The 14,095-nt window shown below is 61.1% G+C and carries 38 protein-coding genes; 3 read left to right on the top strand and 35 right to left on the bottom strand.

Going from position 1 to position 14,095, the window contains the following annotated elements; translation table 11 throughout:
- Nucleotides 1–18: 18 nt before the first annotated feature.
- Both FJ426_RS18885 and FJ426_RS18880 read right to left on the bottom strand, forming a co-directional pair.
- Entirely contained in the window at nucleotides 19–303 is a 285-nt protein-coding gene (locus tag FJ426_RS18885; RefSeq protein ID WP_140579955.1) for a hypothetical protein, read from the bottom strand.
- Entirely contained in the window at nucleotides 300–698 is a 399-nt protein-coding gene (locus tag FJ426_RS18880) for a hypothetical protein (protein WP_140579954.1), read from the bottom strand. The genes FJ426_RS18885 and FJ426_RS18880 overlap by 4 nt, the downstream gene beginning before the upstream one ends.
- Before the next feature lie 141 nt (nucleotides 699–839).
- On the opposite strand from FJ426_RS18880, the gene FJ426_RS31440 reads away from it, so the two are divergent.
- Nucleotides 840–986: a YlcI/YnfO family protein gene (locus tag FJ426_RS31440; RefSeq protein ID WP_281405497.1), complete on the top strand. Its 147-nt coding sequence runs from the start codon at nucleotides 840–842 to the stop codon at nucleotides 984–986.
- Here FJ426_RS31440 and FJ426_RS18875 read toward each other — a convergent pair.
- Genes FJ426_RS18875 through FJ426_RS18840 form a run of 8 tightly spaced genes read right to left on the bottom strand, consistent with a single transcriptional unit; the run spans nucleotide 983 to nucleotide 3,091 of the window.
- On the bottom strand, nucleotides 983–1,243 hold the full coding sequence (locus FJ426_RS18875; RefSeq protein WP_140579953.1) for a hypothetical protein: 261 nt from the start codon (nucleotides 1,241–1,243) through the stop codon (nucleotides 983–985). The genes FJ426_RS31440 and FJ426_RS18875 overlap by 4 nt on opposite strands.
- Complete coding sequence (locus FJ426_RS18870) at nucleotides 1,225–1,647, bottom strand: hypothetical protein (RefSeq protein WP_140579952.1); 423 nt, start codon at nucleotides 1,645–1,647, stop codon at nucleotides 1,225–1,227. The genes FJ426_RS18875 and FJ426_RS18870 overlap by 19 nt, the downstream gene beginning before the upstream one ends.
- On the bottom strand, nucleotides 1,644–1,928 hold the full coding sequence (locus tag FJ426_RS18865) for a hypothetical protein (RefSeq protein WP_140579951.1): 285 nt from the start codon (nucleotides 1,926–1,928) through the stop codon (nucleotides 1,644–1,646). Before FJ426_RS18865 ends, FJ426_RS18870 begins: the two co-directional genes overlap by 4 nt.
- On the bottom strand, nucleotides 1,925–2,233 hold the full coding sequence (locus FJ426_RS18860) for a hypothetical protein (RefSeq protein WP_140579950.1): 309 nt from the start codon (nucleotides 2,231–2,233) through the stop codon (nucleotides 1,925–1,927). Before FJ426_RS18860 ends, FJ426_RS18865 begins: the two co-directional genes overlap by 4 nt.
- Nucleotides 2,212–2,418, bottom strand: a complete 207-nt coding sequence (locus tag FJ426_RS18855; protein WP_140579949.1) for a hypothetical protein — start codon at nucleotides 2,416–2,418, stop codon at nucleotides 2,212–2,214. Before FJ426_RS18855 ends, FJ426_RS18860 begins: the two co-directional genes overlap by 22 nt.
- Complete coding sequence (locus FJ426_RS18850; RefSeq protein ID WP_140579948.1) at nucleotides 2,415–2,696, bottom strand: hypothetical protein; 282 nt, start codon at nucleotides 2,694–2,696, stop codon at nucleotides 2,415–2,417. The genes FJ426_RS18855 and FJ426_RS18850 overlap by 4 nt, the downstream gene beginning before the upstream one ends.
- Nucleotides 2,693–2,887 (bottom strand): hypothetical protein, encoded by a 195-nt coding sequence (locus FJ426_RS18845; RefSeq protein ID WP_140579947.1) that lies wholly within the window; start codon nucleotides 2,885–2,887, stop codon nucleotides 2,693–2,695. Before FJ426_RS18845 ends, FJ426_RS18850 begins: the two co-directional genes overlap by 4 nt.
- A 21-nt stretch (nucleotides 2,888–2,908) precedes the next feature.
- The gene (locus FJ426_RS18840; protein ID WP_140579946.1) at nucleotides 2,909–3,091 is read right to left on the bottom strand and encodes a hypothetical protein; all 183 of its coding nucleotides are present in this window, start codon (nucleotides 3,089–3,091) and stop codon (nucleotides 2,909–2,911) included.
- Nucleotides 3,092–3,168: 77 nt separating this feature from the next.
- Between FJ426_RS18840 and FJ426_RS18835 the strand changes: the two genes are divergently transcribed.
- A complete protein-coding gene (locus FJ426_RS18835; RefSeq protein ID WP_246675575.1) occupies nucleotides 3,169–4,041 on the top strand; it encodes an RNA ligase family protein in 873 nt (290 codons plus the stop codon).
- Here the strand turns inward: FJ426_RS18835 and FJ426_RS18830 are convergent.
- Genes FJ426_RS18830 through FJ426_RS18815 form a run of 5 tightly spaced genes read right to left on the bottom strand, consistent with a single transcriptional unit; the run spans nucleotide 4,008 to nucleotide 5,146 of the window.
- Nucleotides 4,008–4,217, bottom strand: a complete 210-nt coding sequence (locus FJ426_RS18830) for a hypothetical protein (protein ID WP_140579945.1) — start codon at nucleotides 4,215–4,217, stop codon at nucleotides 4,008–4,010. The two genes, FJ426_RS18835 and FJ426_RS18830, sit on opposite strands and share 34 nt — an antisense overlap.
- A complete protein-coding gene (locus tag FJ426_RS31435; protein ID WP_181176975.1) occupies nucleotides 4,214–4,360 on the bottom strand; it encodes a hypothetical protein in 147 nt (48 codons plus the stop codon). Before FJ426_RS31435 ends, FJ426_RS18830 begins: the two co-directional genes overlap by 4 nt.
- Nucleotides 4,357–4,572 carry a hypothetical protein gene (locus FJ426_RS18825; protein ID WP_140579944.1) on the bottom strand — a complete coding sequence of 72 codons (216 nt, stop codon included), beginning with the start codon at nucleotides 4,570–4,572 and terminating at the stop codon, nucleotides 4,357–4,359. Before FJ426_RS18825 ends, FJ426_RS31435 begins: the two co-directional genes overlap by 4 nt.
- Entirely contained in the window at nucleotides 4,569–4,916 is a 348-nt protein-coding gene (locus tag FJ426_RS18820; protein WP_140579943.1) for a hypothetical protein, read from the bottom strand. The genes FJ426_RS18825 and FJ426_RS18820 overlap by 4 nt, the downstream gene beginning before the upstream one ends.
- On the bottom strand, nucleotides 4,913–5,146 hold the full coding sequence (locus tag FJ426_RS18815) for a hypothetical protein (RefSeq protein ID WP_140579942.1): 234 nt from the start codon (nucleotides 5,144–5,146) through the stop codon (nucleotides 4,913–4,915). Before FJ426_RS18815 ends, FJ426_RS18820 begins: the two co-directional genes overlap by 4 nt.
- Before the next feature lie 37 nt (nucleotides 5,147–5,183).
- On the opposite strand from FJ426_RS18815, the gene FJ426_RS18810 reads away from it, so the two are divergent.
- On the top strand, nucleotides 5,184–5,396 hold the full coding sequence (locus FJ426_RS18810; protein ID WP_140579941.1) for a hypothetical protein: 213 nt from the start codon (nucleotides 5,184–5,186) through the stop codon (nucleotides 5,394–5,396).
- On the opposite strand, the gene FJ426_RS18805 is transcribed toward FJ426_RS18810, so the two are convergent.
- From FJ426_RS18805 to FJ426_RS18725, 20 genes are all read right to left on the bottom strand, one after another.
- Nucleotides 5,374–6,936: a PEP-utilizing enzyme gene (locus FJ426_RS18805; protein WP_210242336.1), complete on the bottom strand. Its 1,563-nt coding sequence runs from the start codon at nucleotides 6,934–6,936 to the stop codon at nucleotides 5,374–5,376. The genes FJ426_RS18810 and FJ426_RS18805 overlap by 23 nt on opposite strands.
- 5 nt (nucleotides 6,937–6,941) lie before the next feature.
- A complete protein-coding gene (locus FJ426_RS18800; protein ID WP_210241461.1) occupies nucleotides 6,942–7,268 on the bottom strand; it encodes a hypothetical protein in 327 nt (108 codons plus the stop codon).
- Nucleotides 7,253–7,582: a hypothetical protein gene (locus FJ426_RS18795; RefSeq protein WP_140579939.1), complete on the bottom strand. Its 330-nt coding sequence runs from the start codon at nucleotides 7,580–7,582 to the stop codon at nucleotides 7,253–7,255. Before FJ426_RS18795 ends, FJ426_RS18800 begins: the two co-directional genes overlap by 16 nt.
- Nucleotides 7,583–7,584: 2 nt before the next feature.
- The gene (locus FJ426_RS31430; protein ID WP_181176974.1) at nucleotides 7,585–7,755 is read right to left on the bottom strand and encodes a hypothetical protein; all 171 of its coding nucleotides are present in this window, start codon (nucleotides 7,753–7,755) and stop codon (nucleotides 7,585–7,587) included.
- Nucleotides 7,752–8,024 (bottom strand): hypothetical protein, encoded by a 273-nt coding sequence (locus FJ426_RS18790; protein ID WP_140579938.1) that lies wholly within the window; start codon nucleotides 8,022–8,024, stop codon nucleotides 7,752–7,754. Before FJ426_RS18790 ends, FJ426_RS31430 begins: the two co-directional genes overlap by 4 nt.
- A gap of 136 nt (nucleotides 8,025–8,160) precedes the next feature.
- The gene (locus tag FJ426_RS18785) at nucleotides 8,161–8,397 is read right to left on the bottom strand and encodes a hypothetical protein (protein ID WP_140579937.1); all 237 of its coding nucleotides are present in this window, start codon (nucleotides 8,395–8,397) and stop codon (nucleotides 8,161–8,163) included.
- Nucleotides 8,394–8,609, bottom strand: coding sequence for a hypothetical protein (locus FJ426_RS18780; protein WP_140579936.1), 216 nt, complete (start codon nucleotides 8,607–8,609; stop codon nucleotides 8,394–8,396). Before FJ426_RS18780 ends, FJ426_RS18785 begins: the two co-directional genes overlap by 4 nt.
- Complete coding sequence (locus FJ426_RS18775) at nucleotides 8,606–8,881, bottom strand: hypothetical protein (protein ID WP_140579935.1); 276 nt, start codon at nucleotides 8,879–8,881, stop codon at nucleotides 8,606–8,608. Before FJ426_RS18775 ends, FJ426_RS18780 begins: the two co-directional genes overlap by 4 nt.
- On the bottom strand, nucleotides 8,874–9,044 hold the full coding sequence (locus tag FJ426_RS31425) for a hypothetical protein (RefSeq protein WP_181176973.1): 171 nt from the start codon (nucleotides 9,042–9,044) through the stop codon (nucleotides 8,874–8,876). The genes FJ426_RS18775 and FJ426_RS31425 overlap by 8 nt, the downstream gene beginning before the upstream one ends.
- Nucleotides 9,041–9,397: a hypothetical protein gene (locus tag FJ426_RS18770; RefSeq protein ID WP_140579934.1), complete on the bottom strand. Its 357-nt coding sequence runs from the start codon at nucleotides 9,395–9,397 to the stop codon at nucleotides 9,041–9,043. The genes FJ426_RS31425 and FJ426_RS18770 overlap by 4 nt, the downstream gene beginning before the upstream one ends.
- On the bottom strand, nucleotides 9,394–9,936 hold the full coding sequence (locus tag FJ426_RS18765; RefSeq protein ID WP_140579933.1) for a hypothetical protein: 543 nt from the start codon (nucleotides 9,934–9,936) through the stop codon (nucleotides 9,394–9,396). Before FJ426_RS18765 ends, FJ426_RS18770 begins: the two co-directional genes overlap by 4 nt.
- A 1-nt stretch (nucleotide 9,937) precedes the next feature.
- Nucleotides 9,938–10,432 carry a hypothetical protein gene (locus tag FJ426_RS18760; RefSeq protein ID WP_140579932.1) on the bottom strand — a complete coding sequence of 165 codons (495 nt, stop codon included), beginning with the start codon at nucleotides 10,430–10,432 and terminating at the stop codon, nucleotides 9,938–9,940.
- A gap of 502 nt (nucleotides 10,433–10,934) precedes the next feature.
- Nucleotides 10,935–11,249: a DUF1419 domain-containing protein gene (locus FJ426_RS18755; RefSeq protein ID WP_181176972.1), complete on the bottom strand. Its 315-nt coding sequence runs from the start codon at nucleotides 11,247–11,249 to the stop codon at nucleotides 10,935–10,937.
- Nucleotides 11,233–11,445 (bottom strand): hypothetical protein, encoded by a 213-nt coding sequence (locus FJ426_RS18750; protein WP_140579930.1) that lies wholly within the window; start codon nucleotides 11,443–11,445, stop codon nucleotides 11,233–11,235. The genes FJ426_RS18755 and FJ426_RS18750 overlap by 17 nt, the downstream gene beginning before the upstream one ends.
- Entirely contained in the window at nucleotides 11,442–11,855 is a 414-nt protein-coding gene (locus FJ426_RS18745; protein ID WP_140579929.1) for a hypothetical protein, read from the bottom strand. The genes FJ426_RS18750 and FJ426_RS18745 overlap by 4 nt, the downstream gene beginning before the upstream one ends.
- Nucleotides 11,855–12,043 carry a hypothetical protein gene (locus FJ426_RS18740; RefSeq protein ID WP_140579928.1) on the bottom strand — a complete coding sequence of 63 codons (189 nt, stop codon included), beginning with the start codon at nucleotides 12,041–12,043 and terminating at the stop codon, nucleotides 11,855–11,857. Before FJ426_RS18740 ends, FJ426_RS18745 begins: the two co-directional genes overlap by 1 nt.
- A gap of 164 nt (nucleotides 12,044–12,207) precedes the next feature.
- The gene (locus tag FJ426_RS18735; RefSeq protein ID WP_140579927.1) at nucleotides 12,208–12,642 is read right to left on the bottom strand and encodes a hypothetical protein; all 435 of its coding nucleotides are present in this window, start codon (nucleotides 12,640–12,642) and stop codon (nucleotides 12,208–12,210) included.
- A 228-nt stretch (nucleotides 12,643–12,870) separates the two neighbouring features.
- Nucleotides 12,871–13,023 (bottom strand): hypothetical protein, encoded by a 153-nt coding sequence (locus tag FJ426_RS31420; RefSeq protein WP_181176971.1) that lies wholly within the window; start codon nucleotides 13,021–13,023, stop codon nucleotides 12,871–12,873.
- A gap of 329 nt (nucleotides 13,024–13,352) precedes the next feature.
- Nucleotides 13,353–13,562 carry a hypothetical protein gene (locus tag FJ426_RS18730; protein ID WP_140579926.1) on the bottom strand — a complete coding sequence of 70 codons (210 nt, stop codon included), beginning with the start codon at nucleotides 13,560–13,562 and terminating at the stop codon, nucleotides 13,353–13,355.
- Nucleotides 13,559–13,990, bottom strand: a complete 432-nt coding sequence (locus tag FJ426_RS18725) for a hypothetical protein (RefSeq protein ID WP_140579925.1) — start codon at nucleotides 13,988–13,990, stop codon at nucleotides 13,559–13,561. Before FJ426_RS18725 ends, FJ426_RS18730 begins: the two co-directional genes overlap by 4 nt.
- Nucleotides 13,991–14,095 lie beyond the last annotated feature (105 nt).

Here is a 14,095-nt window from a genome sequence, read left to right as displayed (position 1 = left end):
ATGTGGCGCTCGGCGCCGTTAGGGACGATCTTCAGGCGCATCAGGCACATCCTCCTCGGCAAGATCAGGCGTGGTATCGGGGCTCCACAAGCTGTCGATCGTCATCGCCGGCGATAGGCTGACTTCGGGGAGGTCCTCGTCGTCAAAACGGCGGCCGGTGATGGGGATACCAGCGCACAGGTCTTCACTCAGCTCGATGCCGTTGCCGACCATGTCCATGGCCGCGGCCAGGGCCTGCTCCTCGTCCACGGCCTTGATGTAGGCCGTGGCGGCGATCTTCAGCTCGATCGAATACAGGTTCATTTCTCGGGTTCCGATCTGGTGAGCAACAGAGTGACTGCGCGGGTCAGGTACTCGCATTCGGCCACCTTGAGCTTCTTGCCGGTGGTGCGCTCCATCAGGGACTCGATCGTGTTGACGATCTCGATCCGGCGGAGCTCACGGTCGTGGAACCACGGCTTGATGTTCTTCCGCGGCCTGGCGCTATCGGGGATCAGTTGGCTTTCCAGCCACTCCTTGCCATCTTCGTCAATGAAGACAGTCTGGTCGGCTCGGGTGACGGTTTCCTGGCCGTCGTAATTGTGCTCCGTCCCACTGCCATCGAAATCCCAGGTGCCGTCGTTTTCAAAGACGACACCACACGTGCCGGGTGTGTTTTCCAGGGTGGCGACGATGGCTGTTCCGTCAGGCGCTTTCATGGGATCACCTCGTTCTGTTTACTGGTTGAAGCTATAAGCGATATCGGTTATATGTCAATAAACGCTATCGAATAGGAGAGCGAATTGACTCAAATACCGATATCGGATAGTCGCAGGCGAATGGGACGCCCGCCATTGAATGTGAAGCCAATACTTGTCCGACTGCCCAAGGGCATGGCGGAGAAGATTGATCAAATTGCAGGCGGAAAAAATCGGCGGGCGGCGTTTATCCGTGAGGCCGTGGAGCGCGAGATCGAGCGACGTGAACGCCAGTCGGACAAGGACTAGCTCACTTTTATGGTGTCTGCCTCCGCGAAGATGGCAGCGTATTCCTCGGCTTCCTTGGCCTGCAGCTCGAACTGCTCTGCCAAGCGACGGGCGCCTTCACCGTGAGGGATCATGTCGATCGTCGTGCCGGTGTTGGCCTTCGGCTTGTAATCGATCAGCTTGCAGAACTCCTTCGCGTGGTTTTTGAAGCGTTCCGCCGCAACGGCGCAGATGTTGGCCAGGGTGTTGGGGTTGATGTTCACAGCGCGATCGACCAATCGGCTTCTCCCGTTTTCGCGAGGTGGCGCAGAACCTTGGCGGCCTGCCGGGGCGTGATCTTGTCCCAGTCGACGTCAGCATTGACGTGAGGGCCTACGTTCATTGGCTCGAACAGTTGTTTGCTGGTGCGGTAGTCGAGGTCGAGAAGATCGGCGGCGAAATCCTCGTAACGACTGGGGACGTCTTTGGTGCTGCGAGCGGTTTTCCGGATCTGACCCTTCTCGCCCACCACAAGGCATGCCCAACCGGCGATACATGCCGTGCTGTTGCACTGGAAGCCAACGTTGGTGCTCTCGTCGGGGTCGGTGGGACCGGTATAACTGCCCATGTTGAAGCCGCGATTGTGCTTGCTCGGGATGTTTTCGAGGAAGCCGGCCAGATTGTTGATGGCGTCGACGTTCATGGTAGCCACTTCTCCAGTTTCGTTTTCAGATTGTCGCGGAGGATCCGCCAGAGCGGGATGTCGAGCACCACCTCGTCGGCCGAGTAGGTGTCCAGATCGCCGCTGAATTTCGGGATGTAGTCCCAGGGGTCTTCCAGGAACTGCTCGTAGGTGAGGAGGTCGCTGTTGCAGGCGATCACATCATCGTAGAGGTAGCGATAGAGCTCGTCCTCGGTGGCGAAGGCCATGGACTGGGTGCCGTTGCGATCGTCGATCGCCAGGGTCTGAACAACGATTTTCATGCGGCGAGACCCTGCACCAACAGCCCCATGGCTATGTTGTCGGTGTGGTCTGAGATCACGTCTTCGTCGTTGCCGTGGATGAGCTGCAGCCAGCCGATCCTCTGGCCGATACCACCGCGGAAGATGATCTGGGTCTCGTCGGTGGCAGCGATCTCGGTGGTGATCGCCTCGTAGTCACTGGACTGCTGGAGAGCCCACTCCTCGCCGTCGTAGACCGACACTGTCCAGCCCAGGCCCAGGGCCTTCTTGATCAGATTGCCGACGATCGTGGCCTCGATCGGCCTCATGTGGTTAGGGAACGCCATCTCAATCTCCAAATGGATGCCCACCAGCGGCGCCGGCGGGGTTTTCTGAACTCAAGTTTGTGGGTTTCCATCAGCTGCTGGATCTTGGCGTCGGCCGTGCGGACCTCGTTCTCGGTGAAGCCACGCGCGGTGGTCACGTCGGACAGCTTCAGGATCTTCAGCATCGCCTTGTGGCGCTGGTTCACGCCGGGGGCCACATCCGGTCGAGGAAGCGGTCCCAGGCCTCCTTGGTGTAGGCCATTTGGCTCGCCTCGAAGTGGGCGCCGGTCTCGACCGACACGAAGGTGCCGCGTTCGGTCGGATGCACCGTGACGATGTGGAAGTTGTCCTGGCCACCTTGGTCGGCCACCATCTGCCACCGCTTGGCGCGCTCGGCGTTGTTCTTGGTGTAGGGGTCAAGGTGGACCGGGCAGCATTTCTTGAAGCCGTAGACGGCGAGGCAGAAGTAGCGCGCGGTGGTCATAGTCCGTAGACCTCCTTCATGAGGGTGAGGTAGCGTTGAGGGTGGTGGTGAATGTTGAAGCGCTCGGCGATCGCCGGCCCATCGCAGTCGTAGAGACGGGCTACGACGCTCGTCTCGCCCTTCTCACAGGGTTGGTCATGGCAAAGCACCCAGTGCTGGTAGCGCTGGCTCCAAATGGCGCGGAGCTTCATGGCTCCTCCGTGATGTCGGGGTTAGGAGTCGTATTCTAAAGGTTCATGGTCTGGCTCTTCGTGCCAGAACACCTGCCGCAGATCGCGCATATCGACCTTCTGCCCGCAGATTTTGCAGGTGTAGAAGTTGTCCTCTTCACGCACCGGGTCGCCACCATGCCGATGGCCTGGTTTTGGTTTGCCGAGGTCGGAGAGCTTCGTCATTATCTTTTAAATTCAAAGCGGCTAAATTGTTCCGGAACAGAATTGGACCTCGTGACTTATCGCGGGGTGGGTGGGGTATGCGTCTGAAGTTCATCAAGCCATTGGAACCAGAGTTGGTGCTCGAGCCGCCGGTCAGCGACGACTGGATCCACGAGATCAAATATGACGGGTTTCGCACCCAGCTGATCCTTGACTGGGCAGGCGCCCGGGCCTTCACCAAGAACGGGCACGACTGGTCGAAGCGCTATTGGCCGATCGTCGCCGCGGCCGAGAAGTTGCCGGCCAAGGCCTTCATCCTAGACGGCGAGATGATCGCGCCGGAGCCTGATGGGCGGCCGAACTTCCGCCAGATGCACTCACGTATGGCCTGGAATGCCGAGCTGCTCGCCTTCGTGGCCTTTGACATCCTGCACCTGAACGGTGAGGACCTTCGCAAGCGGCCAGTGATTGAGCGCAAGGCGATCCTGTGGGATCTGGTCAAGCCGGCCGAGGGCATCATTCAGTACAGCCAGCACGTCGAGGGCGGCGGCGCTGAGTTTTACGCCGCAGCCGAGAAGATGGACCTTGAGGGCATCGTCTCGAAGCGCCGGAACAGCCCTTATCGCAGCGGCCCGTCCGACATCTGGGTCAAGACGAAGTGCTGGGAGGTCGGCGAATTCGAGCTGCTCGGCCTCAAGCGGGAACCCGGCAAGCAGACGGTCGGGATCATGGCACGCGAGGGCAAATATGTCGGTCGCGCCACCATCGCGGTCACAAAGCAGATGCGCGAGCGCCTCATGGAACGAGTTCGTAGCGGGAGACCGCCAGTGGGGGTGCCAAAGGCGGCGGTCGAGCCCGAGGTCGAGTGGCTTGCGTCCAGGGTAAAGGCAAAGGTGCGAACGTTGCGAGGCGAGCCGAAGCTGCGCCACGCGACGGTTCAGGCCGTGTTGGACGACCAGCCCGGGCCGTAGCAGGTCCTGCATTCGAGCACGGTGAAATCGTGCCCGTGGTCCGCTGCATAGGCCAGCATCTTGATCTGGCCTCGGGCCGCATTGATGACCCGCAGTAGGGGCGTCATCTTCGGCTTGCTGTCGAGCTGGTCGATCTGGGTGAGTAGCTTGCAGCGCTGGCAGGGAACCCATGTCATTTCGCGGCCCTCTTCGCAGCCCGGGCCAGCTCCTTGGCGCCGCCGCCGGCTGAGTAGTCCTTCTTCCCGCGCTTGAGCAGGTTCTTGCCGATGTTCTTGTCGGTCACCGGCTTGCAGCGCTGGTATTGGTGACGGATGCTCATGGTTTGTACTCCGGGTGATAGAGGTAGAGGATGCCGGTGGTCTCGAAGCCTCGGGCGGAGACACGGTTCCAGTTGGAAAGCAGGCGCAGGAAGCCGAGCTCGCCGGGGGTGCCGATCTGGCGCCAGACATCGGCATCCTCGATCTGGCAGGCTTCGGTGTGGGCGAGCCGAGAGGCCTTGAAGGTCCAGCGGGTGTAGTGATGGACGGTCATGACCTGTCCCTCCCGACGCAAAGGCCATGATCGAGGCATGGCCAACCGTAATTGGTCATAATGCCCTGCACACCGATCATCCCGCCTTTGGGGCCGGTGAACTCGACGCAATAGTAGCGCTCCGATGGGCGGAGATTGCCGTCCATCGTGTAGACCTCGCAGTCCCAGGATGAGATTTCGAAGCCGCTCTCCACCAGCTCGCGCAGGGCGTAGCGATAGAGCCTGGTCACGAGGCCGGGGCTGATCTGCTCGTCGGTGTCGTGCAGGCTGTAAGGCAGCTTTTGACCAACCATGTCGAAACGAGCTTCGCCGCGGACCATGACATTGGTGCGGAGTTCGGTCACAGCCTCATCTCCCTCACCAGCTCCTGGTTCTTGCGGTGGCACCAGACGGCGAACTTCTTACCGGAGTCGACCGCCGCCCTGGGCCAGTCGTTGGCGCGAGCGGCGACCAACTGCTCGATGTCGGCGTCGGGCGTGCCGACATGCTGCCGGCCGATCAGCCAGCGGATCTGTTGGAGCGGGATCTTGGGGTGGATTTTGTGCCGCTTGCCGTCGAGAGTGAAGGATTTCACCTTGTTCTCCATCCGTTCAGGGTGTAGGAATAAATTCATGGCACGGCGCATCGATCCACCCACAATCGAAGAGTTCGCATTCCACGTTGAGCTGTGGAGCGGCGACGATCTGCGGGTGGATGAGACGTTGGCGGTGGCGAAGAATATTCGCGTGGCGCGGGCGGCCTACGAGGAGGCCGTGCGCGGGCAGGAGGGCCGCGTCGTGAAGCTACGACACGGCGCTAGGGTCATTCTGCCTGGCGACGGCTGAACTCCCAGATCGACTTCATGTCGCCCTCGTGGAGAGTGACCTTGCCTTCGGAGGCGTCGATCGTGACTGAAGCGTCGGCGGGGTAGATCTTGAGAGCGTCGGGAACGCGGACGATGATCGCGTCCTTTTCCCGGGCAACGGTGATCAGGTGTGCCATTTCACCACCACGCTCCACGATCACGCCCTTGGCCTGGAGAGCGAGGTCCAGATATTTGGCCGATGCGCTCTTCAGCACGACGATCGCATCGTCCGGTAGGGAGTCGCCCACCTTCGGATGGACCACCGTGCCCCAGGCCGAGCCCTTGCCGCTGAGCACCGCACATTCGAAGCCCATCTTCTCCTGCTGGACCTCGCCGCGGAGCTTGAAGACAGCGTCGTTGAACATGCGGTCCCGCATCATGGCATCCGGCTCGAGGCCGGCGCCAATCAGGAAGTCGGTGTGGTATGGATCATCACCCATCATCTTGACGCCTTGGGGCGACACGATCTGCCAGGGCGGGGCCAGGTGGGCGCCGTCCGTGCGCCATAGGCACCAGTTCTCGAACGGCGCTCTCGGAAAGCGGATCGTCTTTCCATTAAACTCCATTTCGATCCAGCTGAGTCCGGCCTGCTCGATGATCGCCTCCCGCCAGTCGGGAATGCTTCGATCAAGCGTCTTCTGGAGCTTCATGACGTTATCGAGTGCATCGAGCCGCTGCTGGAAGGGACTGTCCCTGTTCAGCATGATGCTCTGGTAGTGCTCGTATTCCTCCAGCTCCATGCCGCGCTGCTTGGCGTCGATCACTTTGTTGCGGAACCGGCCGATCGTGTTGAAGTCGGTCTGGCTGTTCTCGTTGATCGTCATGTGGGTCTGGGCGTCGGGCGCCGGGTCGGTGACCTTCTCGCATTCGTACCGCACCTTGAAATATTCACGCGGATACAGGTCGCAGTAGCCGCGCCGCTCCAGATTGCGGTCGGCGTTGATGAAGGCATCCAGCGCCTTCTGCGGGTCGTGGTGTGCCGACATGAGAGTCATCGGGAACCCTCTGATCTCCTTAAAGAGGATCGACACCGTGCCGTCCTTTGCGGTCGCGATGTCCGGGTCATTCGATTTGAACCGCAGGCTCTTCACCACGTCGCGGTCGGGGTCGTCGGCGTAATACAGGTTGCGCCCGGACATTTCCTGGCCGATCGGCTGCATCAGACTGGATGTCTTCACGCTGTCGCTGTCGGGGGTGATCCGAGCGGCGTGCTTCATGTCGTCAGGTCCCCACGACGTGACAATGGCGTAGGGGCGCAGATGCCGGCCGGCCGACGTGACCCAGACACCGGCGAAGTGGTATTCGAGCTTGGCCTTCCACTCAGTGTCGTTGTCCTCGATCAGGTCAAGATCGTTGATGCCTTCGAGCTTGCTGTCACCTCGCAGGATTGAGAGCACCTGGTCCGCGCTGATCCCGTGCAGGCCCTCATAGAGGATGCGGTAGCCGTGATCGAAGCGGCCCTCGATCACGCGGGTTCGGGAGATTTCCGTTATGTGGTCGCCGTGGACCTGGAAGCACAAGGCGTTCATGCTGCCTCCCTGATGATCGCCGTCTCGCTCATCTTGAAATACATGACGGCGAGCTGGCGGTAGTGTTGGTTGGTGATGTCGGCGATCCGCTCCATTTCTTCGGCGGTCGCGATGAGCTGCACCGGGATCACGCGGTCCTGGTAGAGCGTGTCGGTGGCGGGATCGACCCACTGGCCCTTGCCCGGGGACAGGATCGTGAGGCCGCCGGTGATCGCCCTGATGCGCTTGTCCCACTCACGGTGGTGGCGGGTGCGGACGGGCTTGCCGTTGTTGTAGTTGCACGGCACGAGGATCTGCCAGAGGCATTTCAGAGCATCGGCCATTGGAACTCCTCGTTCAGTTCGCGCCCGTCAGGGCTGTTCTCGCTGATGATGGCCTCGAACTCCGGCGCGCTGTGTTCCTTGAGGAAGTTCAGTGCCTGTTGGTGGAGCAGCGAGCCGGTCATCGCCTTGGTGTAAACGTGGGTCCAGGCCTTCAGGTCGCAGAGGAAGCCGGTGAATATCTGGGCTTGGTCACAGGCCTGCAGCTGGAAGGGGCGGTCGCCGTTCTCATTGAGCTGGGAGCCGCTCGCTTCGAAGATGTCCCAGCCCTCTGCTTGGGCATCGGTCTGCTGACCGGGGTTCCATTCGGTGGTCACGACTACTCCTGATATTTGAGAAACGTGCTGCGCTGCCCGGTCAGCGGGCAGTCGAATTGCCGCCAGAGTTCCTGGCTCCCGTCGTAGGGCTTGCCTTTCCAGAAGGAGCAGTTGTCGACCGTTTGACAGCCGGTGAGCAGCGTCAGGGTGAGGAGCAGGGCGGTCAGCCTCATAGCCGGATGCTCCTGATCTCGGCGTCCGGGTCACGGCGCGGGGCCTCGCGGGTGTAGGTGTAGATGCCGTGGTCGTAGGCAAGCATCACCGCGAGGGCGAGATCCTGGGGCGTGTTGTTGTGGCGCTGGTAGGGGAACTCTCCCGACACCATGCGTGAGAAGTCGTTGAAGCGCACGACGCCGGCGTTGGCATCGAAGACGGCGCGGATGACCTGGCCGTCCTTGGTGTAGAGGCGGCCGGTGTTGAAGGTGAGGTCGTTGACGTTCACGATGGTCTCCAATGATGGCGTAGGTGCCAACCATCCACGCCCCGATCCAGGTGCCAGATCGAGCCAACATGCGTTGCCGTTAAGTGGATGGTTGGTGGACCCGCAGGAGGAGAGCGATGCACCTGAAACTTGTGGGTCAGGGGAGCCGGTCGGCTATCCTGTTGAGGTGGTTCGCGAGATCACGAACCACGTTGCGGTCCACCGGCAGAACCACTCGGCCGCGGCCAATCGTGCCCTTGCTCGTCCAGTTCTCCAGGACGAGACAGGAGTTGGTGATCTCGAGCACGTTGAGCGCCGCGGCCTGAAAGAAGCCATTCCTGCCGTGGGCATAGATTGGCTCCAGGAGCTGGGGGAAGTCGATCTTGCGGTTCATGACGTCTCCAGTTTCGAGACCGTGATCTGGAACTCCTGACTGACCCCATCATCGTGACCATGGATGTCGTCGATGTATCCGTGGATCACGATAGGGATACGCAGCTTCTCGGGGCACTCGCCGAGACGCGGGCGGTTCGAGAAATGACGGGCGAGCCGGTGGCGGCCGGCCTTGACGTCGAGGATGGCGAAGTTAGAGGTGATGGTGGTCATGCTGCGTTCCTTGTGACGTCGAGCATGTAGTCGAGGTGCTCGGGCGGAAGCAGCTCGGCGTTGAGCTGCTTGAAGCGGTTGCCGTCGACTTCCTGCGACCGAAAGATCAGGAACCGGGCGAACTGGCTTGGCCGGCAGATGATCGTCTGCTCGGTGCGGACAGCGTTGTAGGCCTGGGTGCAGGTCAGGCCGAAGGCCTTCTGCGCTGCCCTGGCGTTGGCGGCGTGGTTCTTGTCGACGTCGCTGAGGGTGAAGCGAACTCGGTCATTCACTGGGTGTCTCCTTGACATAGACGGACGGCGCAGGCACCGCGAACGGGCCTGGGCCGATGACGATGGCGACCCCACCGAAGCCGATCTTGGTGAACCGGTGGCGCGGGTCGTCGTGGTGGAGGGGAGGGCCGACGTCGTGGACGGAGTTCCGCCAGTTCTTCATGACGGGATCACCAGGCCGAGGTCGAGGGCGATGTCCTCGAAAGCAGCCTTCATTTCGGCCGGGTACTCGTTGTTGTCATGGGCCTGCTGAAGGAGCTGGAACTCGTCCGACGTCATGTCCATCAGCAGATCGCGCTGGTGAAAGTTGACCAGTGTGAAGCAGCCGCTGCTGGTGTCGAATGCATCCATGTCGACGGTGTAGTCCTCGTCGGCGATGAGGTGGCCGATCGCACACTTCCGGCCGTTGGGTCGGTCGCGGTACAGGCACATGGTGTGCTCCTCGTCGTATGACCGCTCCCAGCCCTGGGCGGCCAGGCCGCGGTAGATGGTGTCGAATTGGGTCTGGGTGATCATGCGTAGAACTCCGTTTGGTAACGCGGCCGGATGCAGATTGGGTCGATGACGATGGGAGTGGCGCCGTTCCAGAGGACGTTGCCAGCGTGAATGTCCGAGATGAACCGATGGTCGATCAGCTGTTCCATCGCCTTGCGGAAGCGGCCGACCGGCTTGGTGCCGCTGATGGAGCCGGTGATGGCCTTGTGTGTGGTGCTGATCTGCTCGGCCGTTTTCTTGGCGCCCCGCACCTTCCGGTAGCGCTTCATGATGCACCAGAAGAGCTGTTTGACGGGGTCGATCACGAGCCCGTAGACCTTGGGGAAGAACTTGGAATGGATCTCGCCCTCAAGCAGTTGCTGGGCGAAGTGCGGGAAGCCATCGGTGAGACCGCAGCGCTTGCTGTAGAGCTTGCCGACCTTGATGACGACTTCGGGGGCGTCGGGATGGACGAACGCCTTGGAGAAGGCTCCGCGGCCGATCTGACGGTATCCCTTTTGGCGCAGTGCGGCTTCGCTGAAGCAGGCGTTGCGGCGGGCGTGATTGATCTGGGCTCTCATGTTAGCACCATGGGTCCGTGCAGACGATTTCGTTGGTGGAGGGCCGGACCATGAAGTTGTTCTCATGGTAGTCGGCGAGATGGTCCGTGAACTTGCGGCGGACGCGCTCCGTACGGCGCAGGAAGCATGCCAGCGAGTGGGTCGGAACGTCCTCGGGATAAGGATGCCGGCTGAGGCTTTCCTCGTAGTAGCGATCGGGTGAGAGAGGCGCGAGGCGCTCGATCTCGGCGTAGAAGAAGTTCTCGTAGAGCTCGATCGCGTGGATACGGGGCGCGTGGGGCGAGCGGGTCTTGGTGCAGGACTTGGCGTAGTCCAGCCAGCCGTCGCTGAGGTCGTGGCCGACCTTCAAGACGGAGTCGGGGCAATCGGGGTGAGCCCAGATCGACGCATATTCTCCGCAGCTGATTTTGGCCCAACCGCTGAATTCGAGCTGGCTACAGACGTCGTGGTATTTGGTGTTGGGATCAGATGCCGTGGTGATGGTGGTCCTGCTCATGGTCGCTCTCCGTGGGCAAAGAAAAAGGCCCTCGCTGGTGGCGAGGGCCTTGAGGTGCTCCATTCTCGAAGGAGCGGCTCGGTCCACGCTCATGCGGTGGACGGGTCACAAGTTTAGGTCGTTGCAGACCCGCATTCAGCGAGGGGGTATTATGGCAAGCCGTTCGTCTCATGACCCGATCGAACTAAATCGATTTTGATCCCATGAGCTCTAGTTGAGTGCCAATTGAGAGATTTGGTTGAAGTCCGATGCGCCGTAGGTGCTCGGAAGGAGCGGTGGTTGATGGGGGCGCTATATTAGTCCGGCGGAGGTGGTGCGGTTACTTCTTCATGATGGCCTCCTGTGTTGGCTGATCGTCGACCACGCATTCGGGAACAACTCTCGGATCAGCTATGGTAGCGCGACCGTCACACCAGCCGCGGTTGTAGAGACGGTCAGCCCATGAGCTGTCCGGCGTTGGGAACGGCGGGCCCGGTTCGCCTGCCTTTGCGGCGGCGTAGCCTCATGCGAGCTCCAACGCGATGTGCGCCACCAGAGCGGTGGCCGGCGTGTCGCCCAGATCCGTGAACCCGCACCAGTAGTGGGCGCCGACCTTTAGATAGGTCGCGGCGATGTCGCCGGTCAGGCGCTCGCTGAGGCGGAAGCCACCGGCGCAGTAGCGAGGTGGCAGTAGGGCCTCGAAGAAGTGGTAGGCCTTCTCGTCGATCTGCCAGTAGCAGCCGAGCATGGACTCGGCGGGCTTTCCCAGGCGCTGGTAAAGATTGAGGTTCCGGTAATGCTGGTCGCTATCGCCCTGGGCGCTAGTCAGTTGCTGCATTTGGCTTGTCCCATGTGAGGTCGAAGACAGAGACGAAGTACTCAGACCCGATGCCACCATCAGCCCACTTCACGTAGACCCGATTGCGGCCGGTCTTGTCCCAGCCGGTGATGGTGGCTTTCTCGTCGCGGAATGAGGTGACCTCGTCGCCTATTTGGACGTGGCGGCCATCGGGGTGGAAAAGGTGGCGGTTCATGCGGCTTTGTCCTTCAGCCAGTGGTCGAACGTGGATTGGGCGGCCTCGTCGGTCATGCCCTCAACGCGGATGCCGGCCATGAGTGGCGCGATGCACCAATCGCAGTCTTCCTCGAGCACGAAGAACTCGAACTCCTGCATGTTGGCGAGTTGGGTCTGGGTGACCTTGAACGAGCGGCGGCGGTAGGGGTGTTGGATCGCCTTGCCGTAGTCCTGGGCCTGCTCGGGGGTGATGTGCTTGATGAAGCGAGCATACTCGTCATGGGCAAGGCAGCGGGCGTCGATCACGAAGCCGCCGTGGCCCGAACAGGAGAAGTAGAAGGCACCGGGCCTGTTGGTGCGGGCGGAATGGGTGCCGCCTGTGCCCCAGAGGGCTTCCGCGATCGAGCGGGCTTGGGAATGGGTCAGCATCATCGGTACTCCACGATGTCGAACTGCATGCCCGACAGGTTGGTGACGTAGTTCTTGCCCTGGTATCGGCCGACGACACGCCAGCCTTTGGTCAGGGAGCTGCGAGGGCCGGTGAAGTCGAGTGTGGTGCCTGGTCTGTGCGTCTTGCATCGTCTGGTCGCGACGATGCGATAGAGGGGCTGGGACATGTCACTTCACCAAGGACGGGTGAGTTGCGGTTTCGCGCTTCGAAAGGAAGCGGGTTGACTGGTTCCGTCGTCTCTTGCGACGGAAAGGGTTGGCCGCTTGCGCCATGACGTGCTTCTCCGTGGCGCTCAGGGCGCGTTGCTGTTGCTGTTGCTTTTGGTGGTTCTTAGGTGGAGGTGGCGCTGGCGCGGCGCAGGATCTCGGCCACGACTTCGGGCCGATACCACTTCGCAAGCTCTTCCTCGTCGACGTTTCCGTCCTCGACGATCATCTGGATTTCCTCGACCTCTTGGTCGGTGAAATCGGCCGTCGAGGTGTCGCGGGGATCGCGCCATGTCACCGGTGGGAGGTCGAGGTATTTGAAGTCGCGCTCTTTCACCACGCGCCAGTGGGTGGGCTCGATGCATCGCGGCTCAAGGCAGGTGGGACGGATTGAAATCCGTGGGAAATCCACCAAATTGAGCAGCACACGGGCCGGGTTTCCGTAGTGGCGCATGACAGGGCGACGACCACGCATTGGACCGTTCCAGATCAGGTGGTTGCCCTCAATGTGGGATTGCCGGAGTACTCGGTCTTTCAGAGGGGTTTTCGGTCTGGCCATGGGTGCTCACATAGTATCGCGGAATAAGGAGAACAGTGTGAGGGGCCAATTCCTAAGACCATTATTTTATATGTACTATAGTCAAATTTTCTTAGCCCCTTTGTGATTTTAGGTATCGTTCTGTACTCCTTATTATTTTCCCCGCGTTGGGGAATTGGGAGAGAAATAAAAGATCTTATAATAGGGAAAAAGCCACGCAATTAGAATAGCTTATTCCGGTTTCTTAAACTAATGTTTGATTTCGAGTGCCTCGAGCACCCTACCGGCCGGTCGGCGAAGCCTGGCCTCATCGAGATAGCGAATGGCCTCCAGCCGGTTCTTCTCGATCGCTTCGAGCCGCTGTTCGACCTTAGCCGGGGTCCAGTAAGGGTGTTGCATCATCTGATTTCTCCGCGAAACTGGTTGCAAAAGACAACTGGAAAACTCATGTGGACGCGTGACAGAAAAACTTGGTGGAGCGCTGATTTGGCCCCCGCCACCGCCTGCGCCACGTCCAGAGCCCGAACCGAGGCTGAATTCCACAACAATAAGTTGCAGACACAGCCCCAACCGCTCGGTTAGGATGTGGCGCAGGCGCTCTCTCTCGGGATGTGGTCGTCGTCCCTCCGTCCGCGTTGACCCGTCTCCCGCACCCGAAGTGCAGCCAAGCGCTCTCCCGAGCTTCCGGCGCGTCCCGCTCCCCCACACGACCGTGGAGCGGCCTAGAAATGTCACCTGATCTGGTAGCAGATGATCTCGCGCCACCCGGCTGGGATGGCGCCGTCCGCCGCGCGCCACGCGGCCACGCAGCTCGGGCCGGCCGAGATCTGCTTGCCGTCCACCTCCAGCGTGTAGAGGTGCTGCTGGCCGTCCTGTAGCTGTGGTGACATCCAGCCGACGAGCGCGGCCAGCCCGCTGGCGGCGAGTGTGATGCGGATCATGAGAGTTCTCCCTCGAAAATGACTTTGAGATCGGAGAGCTCGAACCCCTGCGATCGGGCGAGCTTCTCGGCTTCAACTTCAGCGTGAAGGGCACCGCCCTTCACCCGCGCCAGCACCTGGCCCTCTTGGCGATCCATGATCACGAAGACGGTCTCGACCCCACGCTGATCCTGCGGCGAGTACAGCCGGCGGGCATTGCGTCGGACGGGGGCCTGGTGCTGGCGCGACGGCCGAGCGGAGACACGCTCAAGCGCCTCACGCTCGGGTGCGGTGCAGGCGACCTTGGGAAGGCTGAAGCCATTCCAGACGCGATGCACCATGTCGGCAAGGGAATGAGACTGCGAAAAGCCGTCCTCGCGCACCAGCACGGTATGCGCCAGACGCTGGCCGCGACGGGGTTTTTGCGACAGGTCCGGAAGGACACGCATTCTCACTCTCCTTGCGATTTTTGGGCTGTAGCGGGTGCGCTAAATGAGCGTCCACGCGCACCCTATGCGCGGACGCAGGAGGGGGTGGGCCGCCCGTGGGGGCGG

Source organism: Mesorhizobium sp. B2-6-4 (assembly GCF_006441495.1).
Lineage (GTDB): Bacteria > Pseudomonadota > Alphaproteobacteria > Rhizobiales > Rhizobiaceae > Mesorhizobium.
Note: the sequence above shows the minus strand (reverse complement) of the source record. Positions and strands in the feature narration are given on the sequence as shown.

Excerpts from the sequence above, each read along its gene's own strand:
- FJ426_RS18885 (WP_140579955.1), bottom strand. The coding sequence starts at position 303 with ATGAACCTGTATTCGATCGAGCTGAAGATCGCCGCCACGGCCTACATC.
- FJ426_RS18880 (WP_140579954.1), bottom strand. The coding sequence starts at position 698 with ATGAAAGCGCCTGACGGAACAGCCATCGTCGCCACCCTGGAAAACACA.
- FJ426_RS18870 (WP_140579952.1), bottom strand. The coding sequence starts at position 1,647 with ATGAACGTCGACGCCATCAACAATCTGGCCGGCTTCCTCGAAAACATC.
- FJ426_RS18865 (WP_140579951.1), bottom strand. The coding sequence starts at position 1,928 with ATGAAAATCGTTGTTCAGACCCTGGCGATCGACGATCGCAACGGCACC.
- FJ426_RS18860 (WP_140579950.1), bottom strand. The coding sequence starts at position 2,233 with ATGGCGTTCCCTAACCACATGAGGCCGATCGAGGCCACGATCGTCGGC.
- FJ426_RS18850 (WP_140579948.1), bottom strand. The coding sequence starts at position 2,696 with ATGACCACCGCGCGCTACTTCTGCCTCGCCGTCTACGGCTTCAAGAAA.
- FJ426_RS18845 (WP_140579947.1), bottom strand. The coding sequence starts at position 2,887 with ATGAAGCTCCGCGCCATTTGGAGCCAGCGCTACCAGCACTGGGTGCTT.
- FJ426_RS18840 (WP_140579946.1), bottom strand. The coding sequence starts at position 3,091 with ATGACGAAGCTCTCCGACCTCGGCAAACCAAAACCAGGCCATCGGCAT.
- FJ426_RS18835 (WP_246675575.1), top strand. The coding sequence starts at position 3,169 with ATGCGTCTGAAGTTCATCAAGCCATTGGAACCAGAGTTGGTGCTCGAG.
- FJ426_RS18830 (WP_140579945.1), bottom strand. The coding sequence starts at position 4,217 with ATGACATGGGTTCCCTGCCAGCGCTGCAAGCTACTCACCCAGATCGAC.
- FJ426_RS31435 (WP_181176975.1), bottom strand. The coding sequence starts at position 4,360 with ATGAGCATCCGTCACCAATACCAGCGCTGCAAGCCGGTGACCGACAAG.
- FJ426_RS18825 (WP_140579944.1), bottom strand. The coding sequence starts at position 4,572 with ATGACCGTCCATCACTACACCCGCTGGACCTTCAAGGCCTCTCGGCTC.
- FJ426_RS18810 (WP_140579941.1), top strand. The coding sequence starts at position 5,184 with ATGGCACGGCGCATCGATCCACCCACAATCGAAGAGTTCGCATTCCAC.
- FJ426_RS18800 (WP_210241461.1), bottom strand. The coding sequence starts at position 7,268 with ATGGCCGATGCTCTGAAATGCCTCTGGCAGATCCTCGTGCCGTGCAAC.
- FJ426_RS31430 (WP_181176974.1), bottom strand. The coding sequence starts at position 7,755 with ATGAGGCTGACCGCCCTGCTCCTCACCCTGACGCTGCTCACCGGCTGT.
- FJ426_RS18785 (WP_140579937.1), bottom strand. The coding sequence starts at position 8,397 with ATGAACCGCAAGATCGACTTCCCCCAGCTCCTGGAGCCAATCTATGCC.
- FJ426_RS18780 (WP_140579936.1), bottom strand. The coding sequence starts at position 8,609 with ATGACCACCATCACCTCTAACTTCGCCATCCTCGACGTCAAGGCCGGC.
- FJ426_RS31425 (WP_181176973.1), bottom strand. The coding sequence starts at position 9,044 with ATGAAGAACTGGCGGAACTCCGTCCACGACGTCGGCCCTCCCCTCCAC.
- FJ426_RS18770 (WP_140579934.1), bottom strand. The coding sequence starts at position 9,397 with ATGATCACCCAGACCCAATTCGACACCATCTACCGCGGCCTGGCCGCC.
- FJ426_RS18765 (WP_140579933.1), bottom strand. The coding sequence starts at position 9,936 with ATGAGAGCCCAGATCAATCACGCCCGCCGCAACGCCTGCTTCAGCGAA.
- FJ426_RS18760 (WP_140579932.1), bottom strand. The coding sequence starts at position 10,432 with ATGAGCAGGACCACCATCACCACGGCATCTGATCCCAACACCAAATAC.
- FJ426_RS18755 (WP_181176972.1), bottom strand. The coding sequence starts at position 11,249 with ATGCAGCAACTGACTAGCGCCCAGGGCGATAGCGACCAGCATTACCGG.
- FJ426_RS18750 (WP_140579930.1), bottom strand. The coding sequence starts at position 11,445 with ATGAACCGCCACCTTTTCCACCCCGATGGCCGCCACGTCCAAATAGGC.
- FJ426_RS18745 (WP_140579929.1), bottom strand. The coding sequence starts at position 11,855 with ATGCTGACCCATTCCCAAGCCCGCTCGATCGCGGAAGCCCTCTGGGGC.
- FJ426_RS18740 (WP_140579928.1), bottom strand. The coding sequence starts at position 12,043 with ATGTCCCAGCCCCTCTATCGCATCGTCGCGACCAGACGATGCAAGACG.
- FJ426_RS18735 (WP_140579927.1), bottom strand. The coding sequence starts at position 12,642 with ATGGCCAGACCGAAAACCCCTCTGAAAGACCGAGTACTCCGGCAATCC.
- FJ426_RS31420 (WP_181176971.1), bottom strand. The coding sequence starts at position 13,023 with ATGATGCAACACCCTTACTGGACCCCGGCTAAGGTCGAACAGCGGCTC.
- FJ426_RS18730 (WP_140579926.1), bottom strand. The coding sequence starts at position 13,562 with ATGATCCGCATCACACTCGCCGCCAGCGGGCTGGCCGCGCTCGTCGGC.
- FJ426_RS18725 (WP_140579925.1), bottom strand. The coding sequence starts at position 13,990 with ATGCGTGTCCTTCCGGACCTGTCGCAAAAACCCCGTCGCGGCCAGCGT.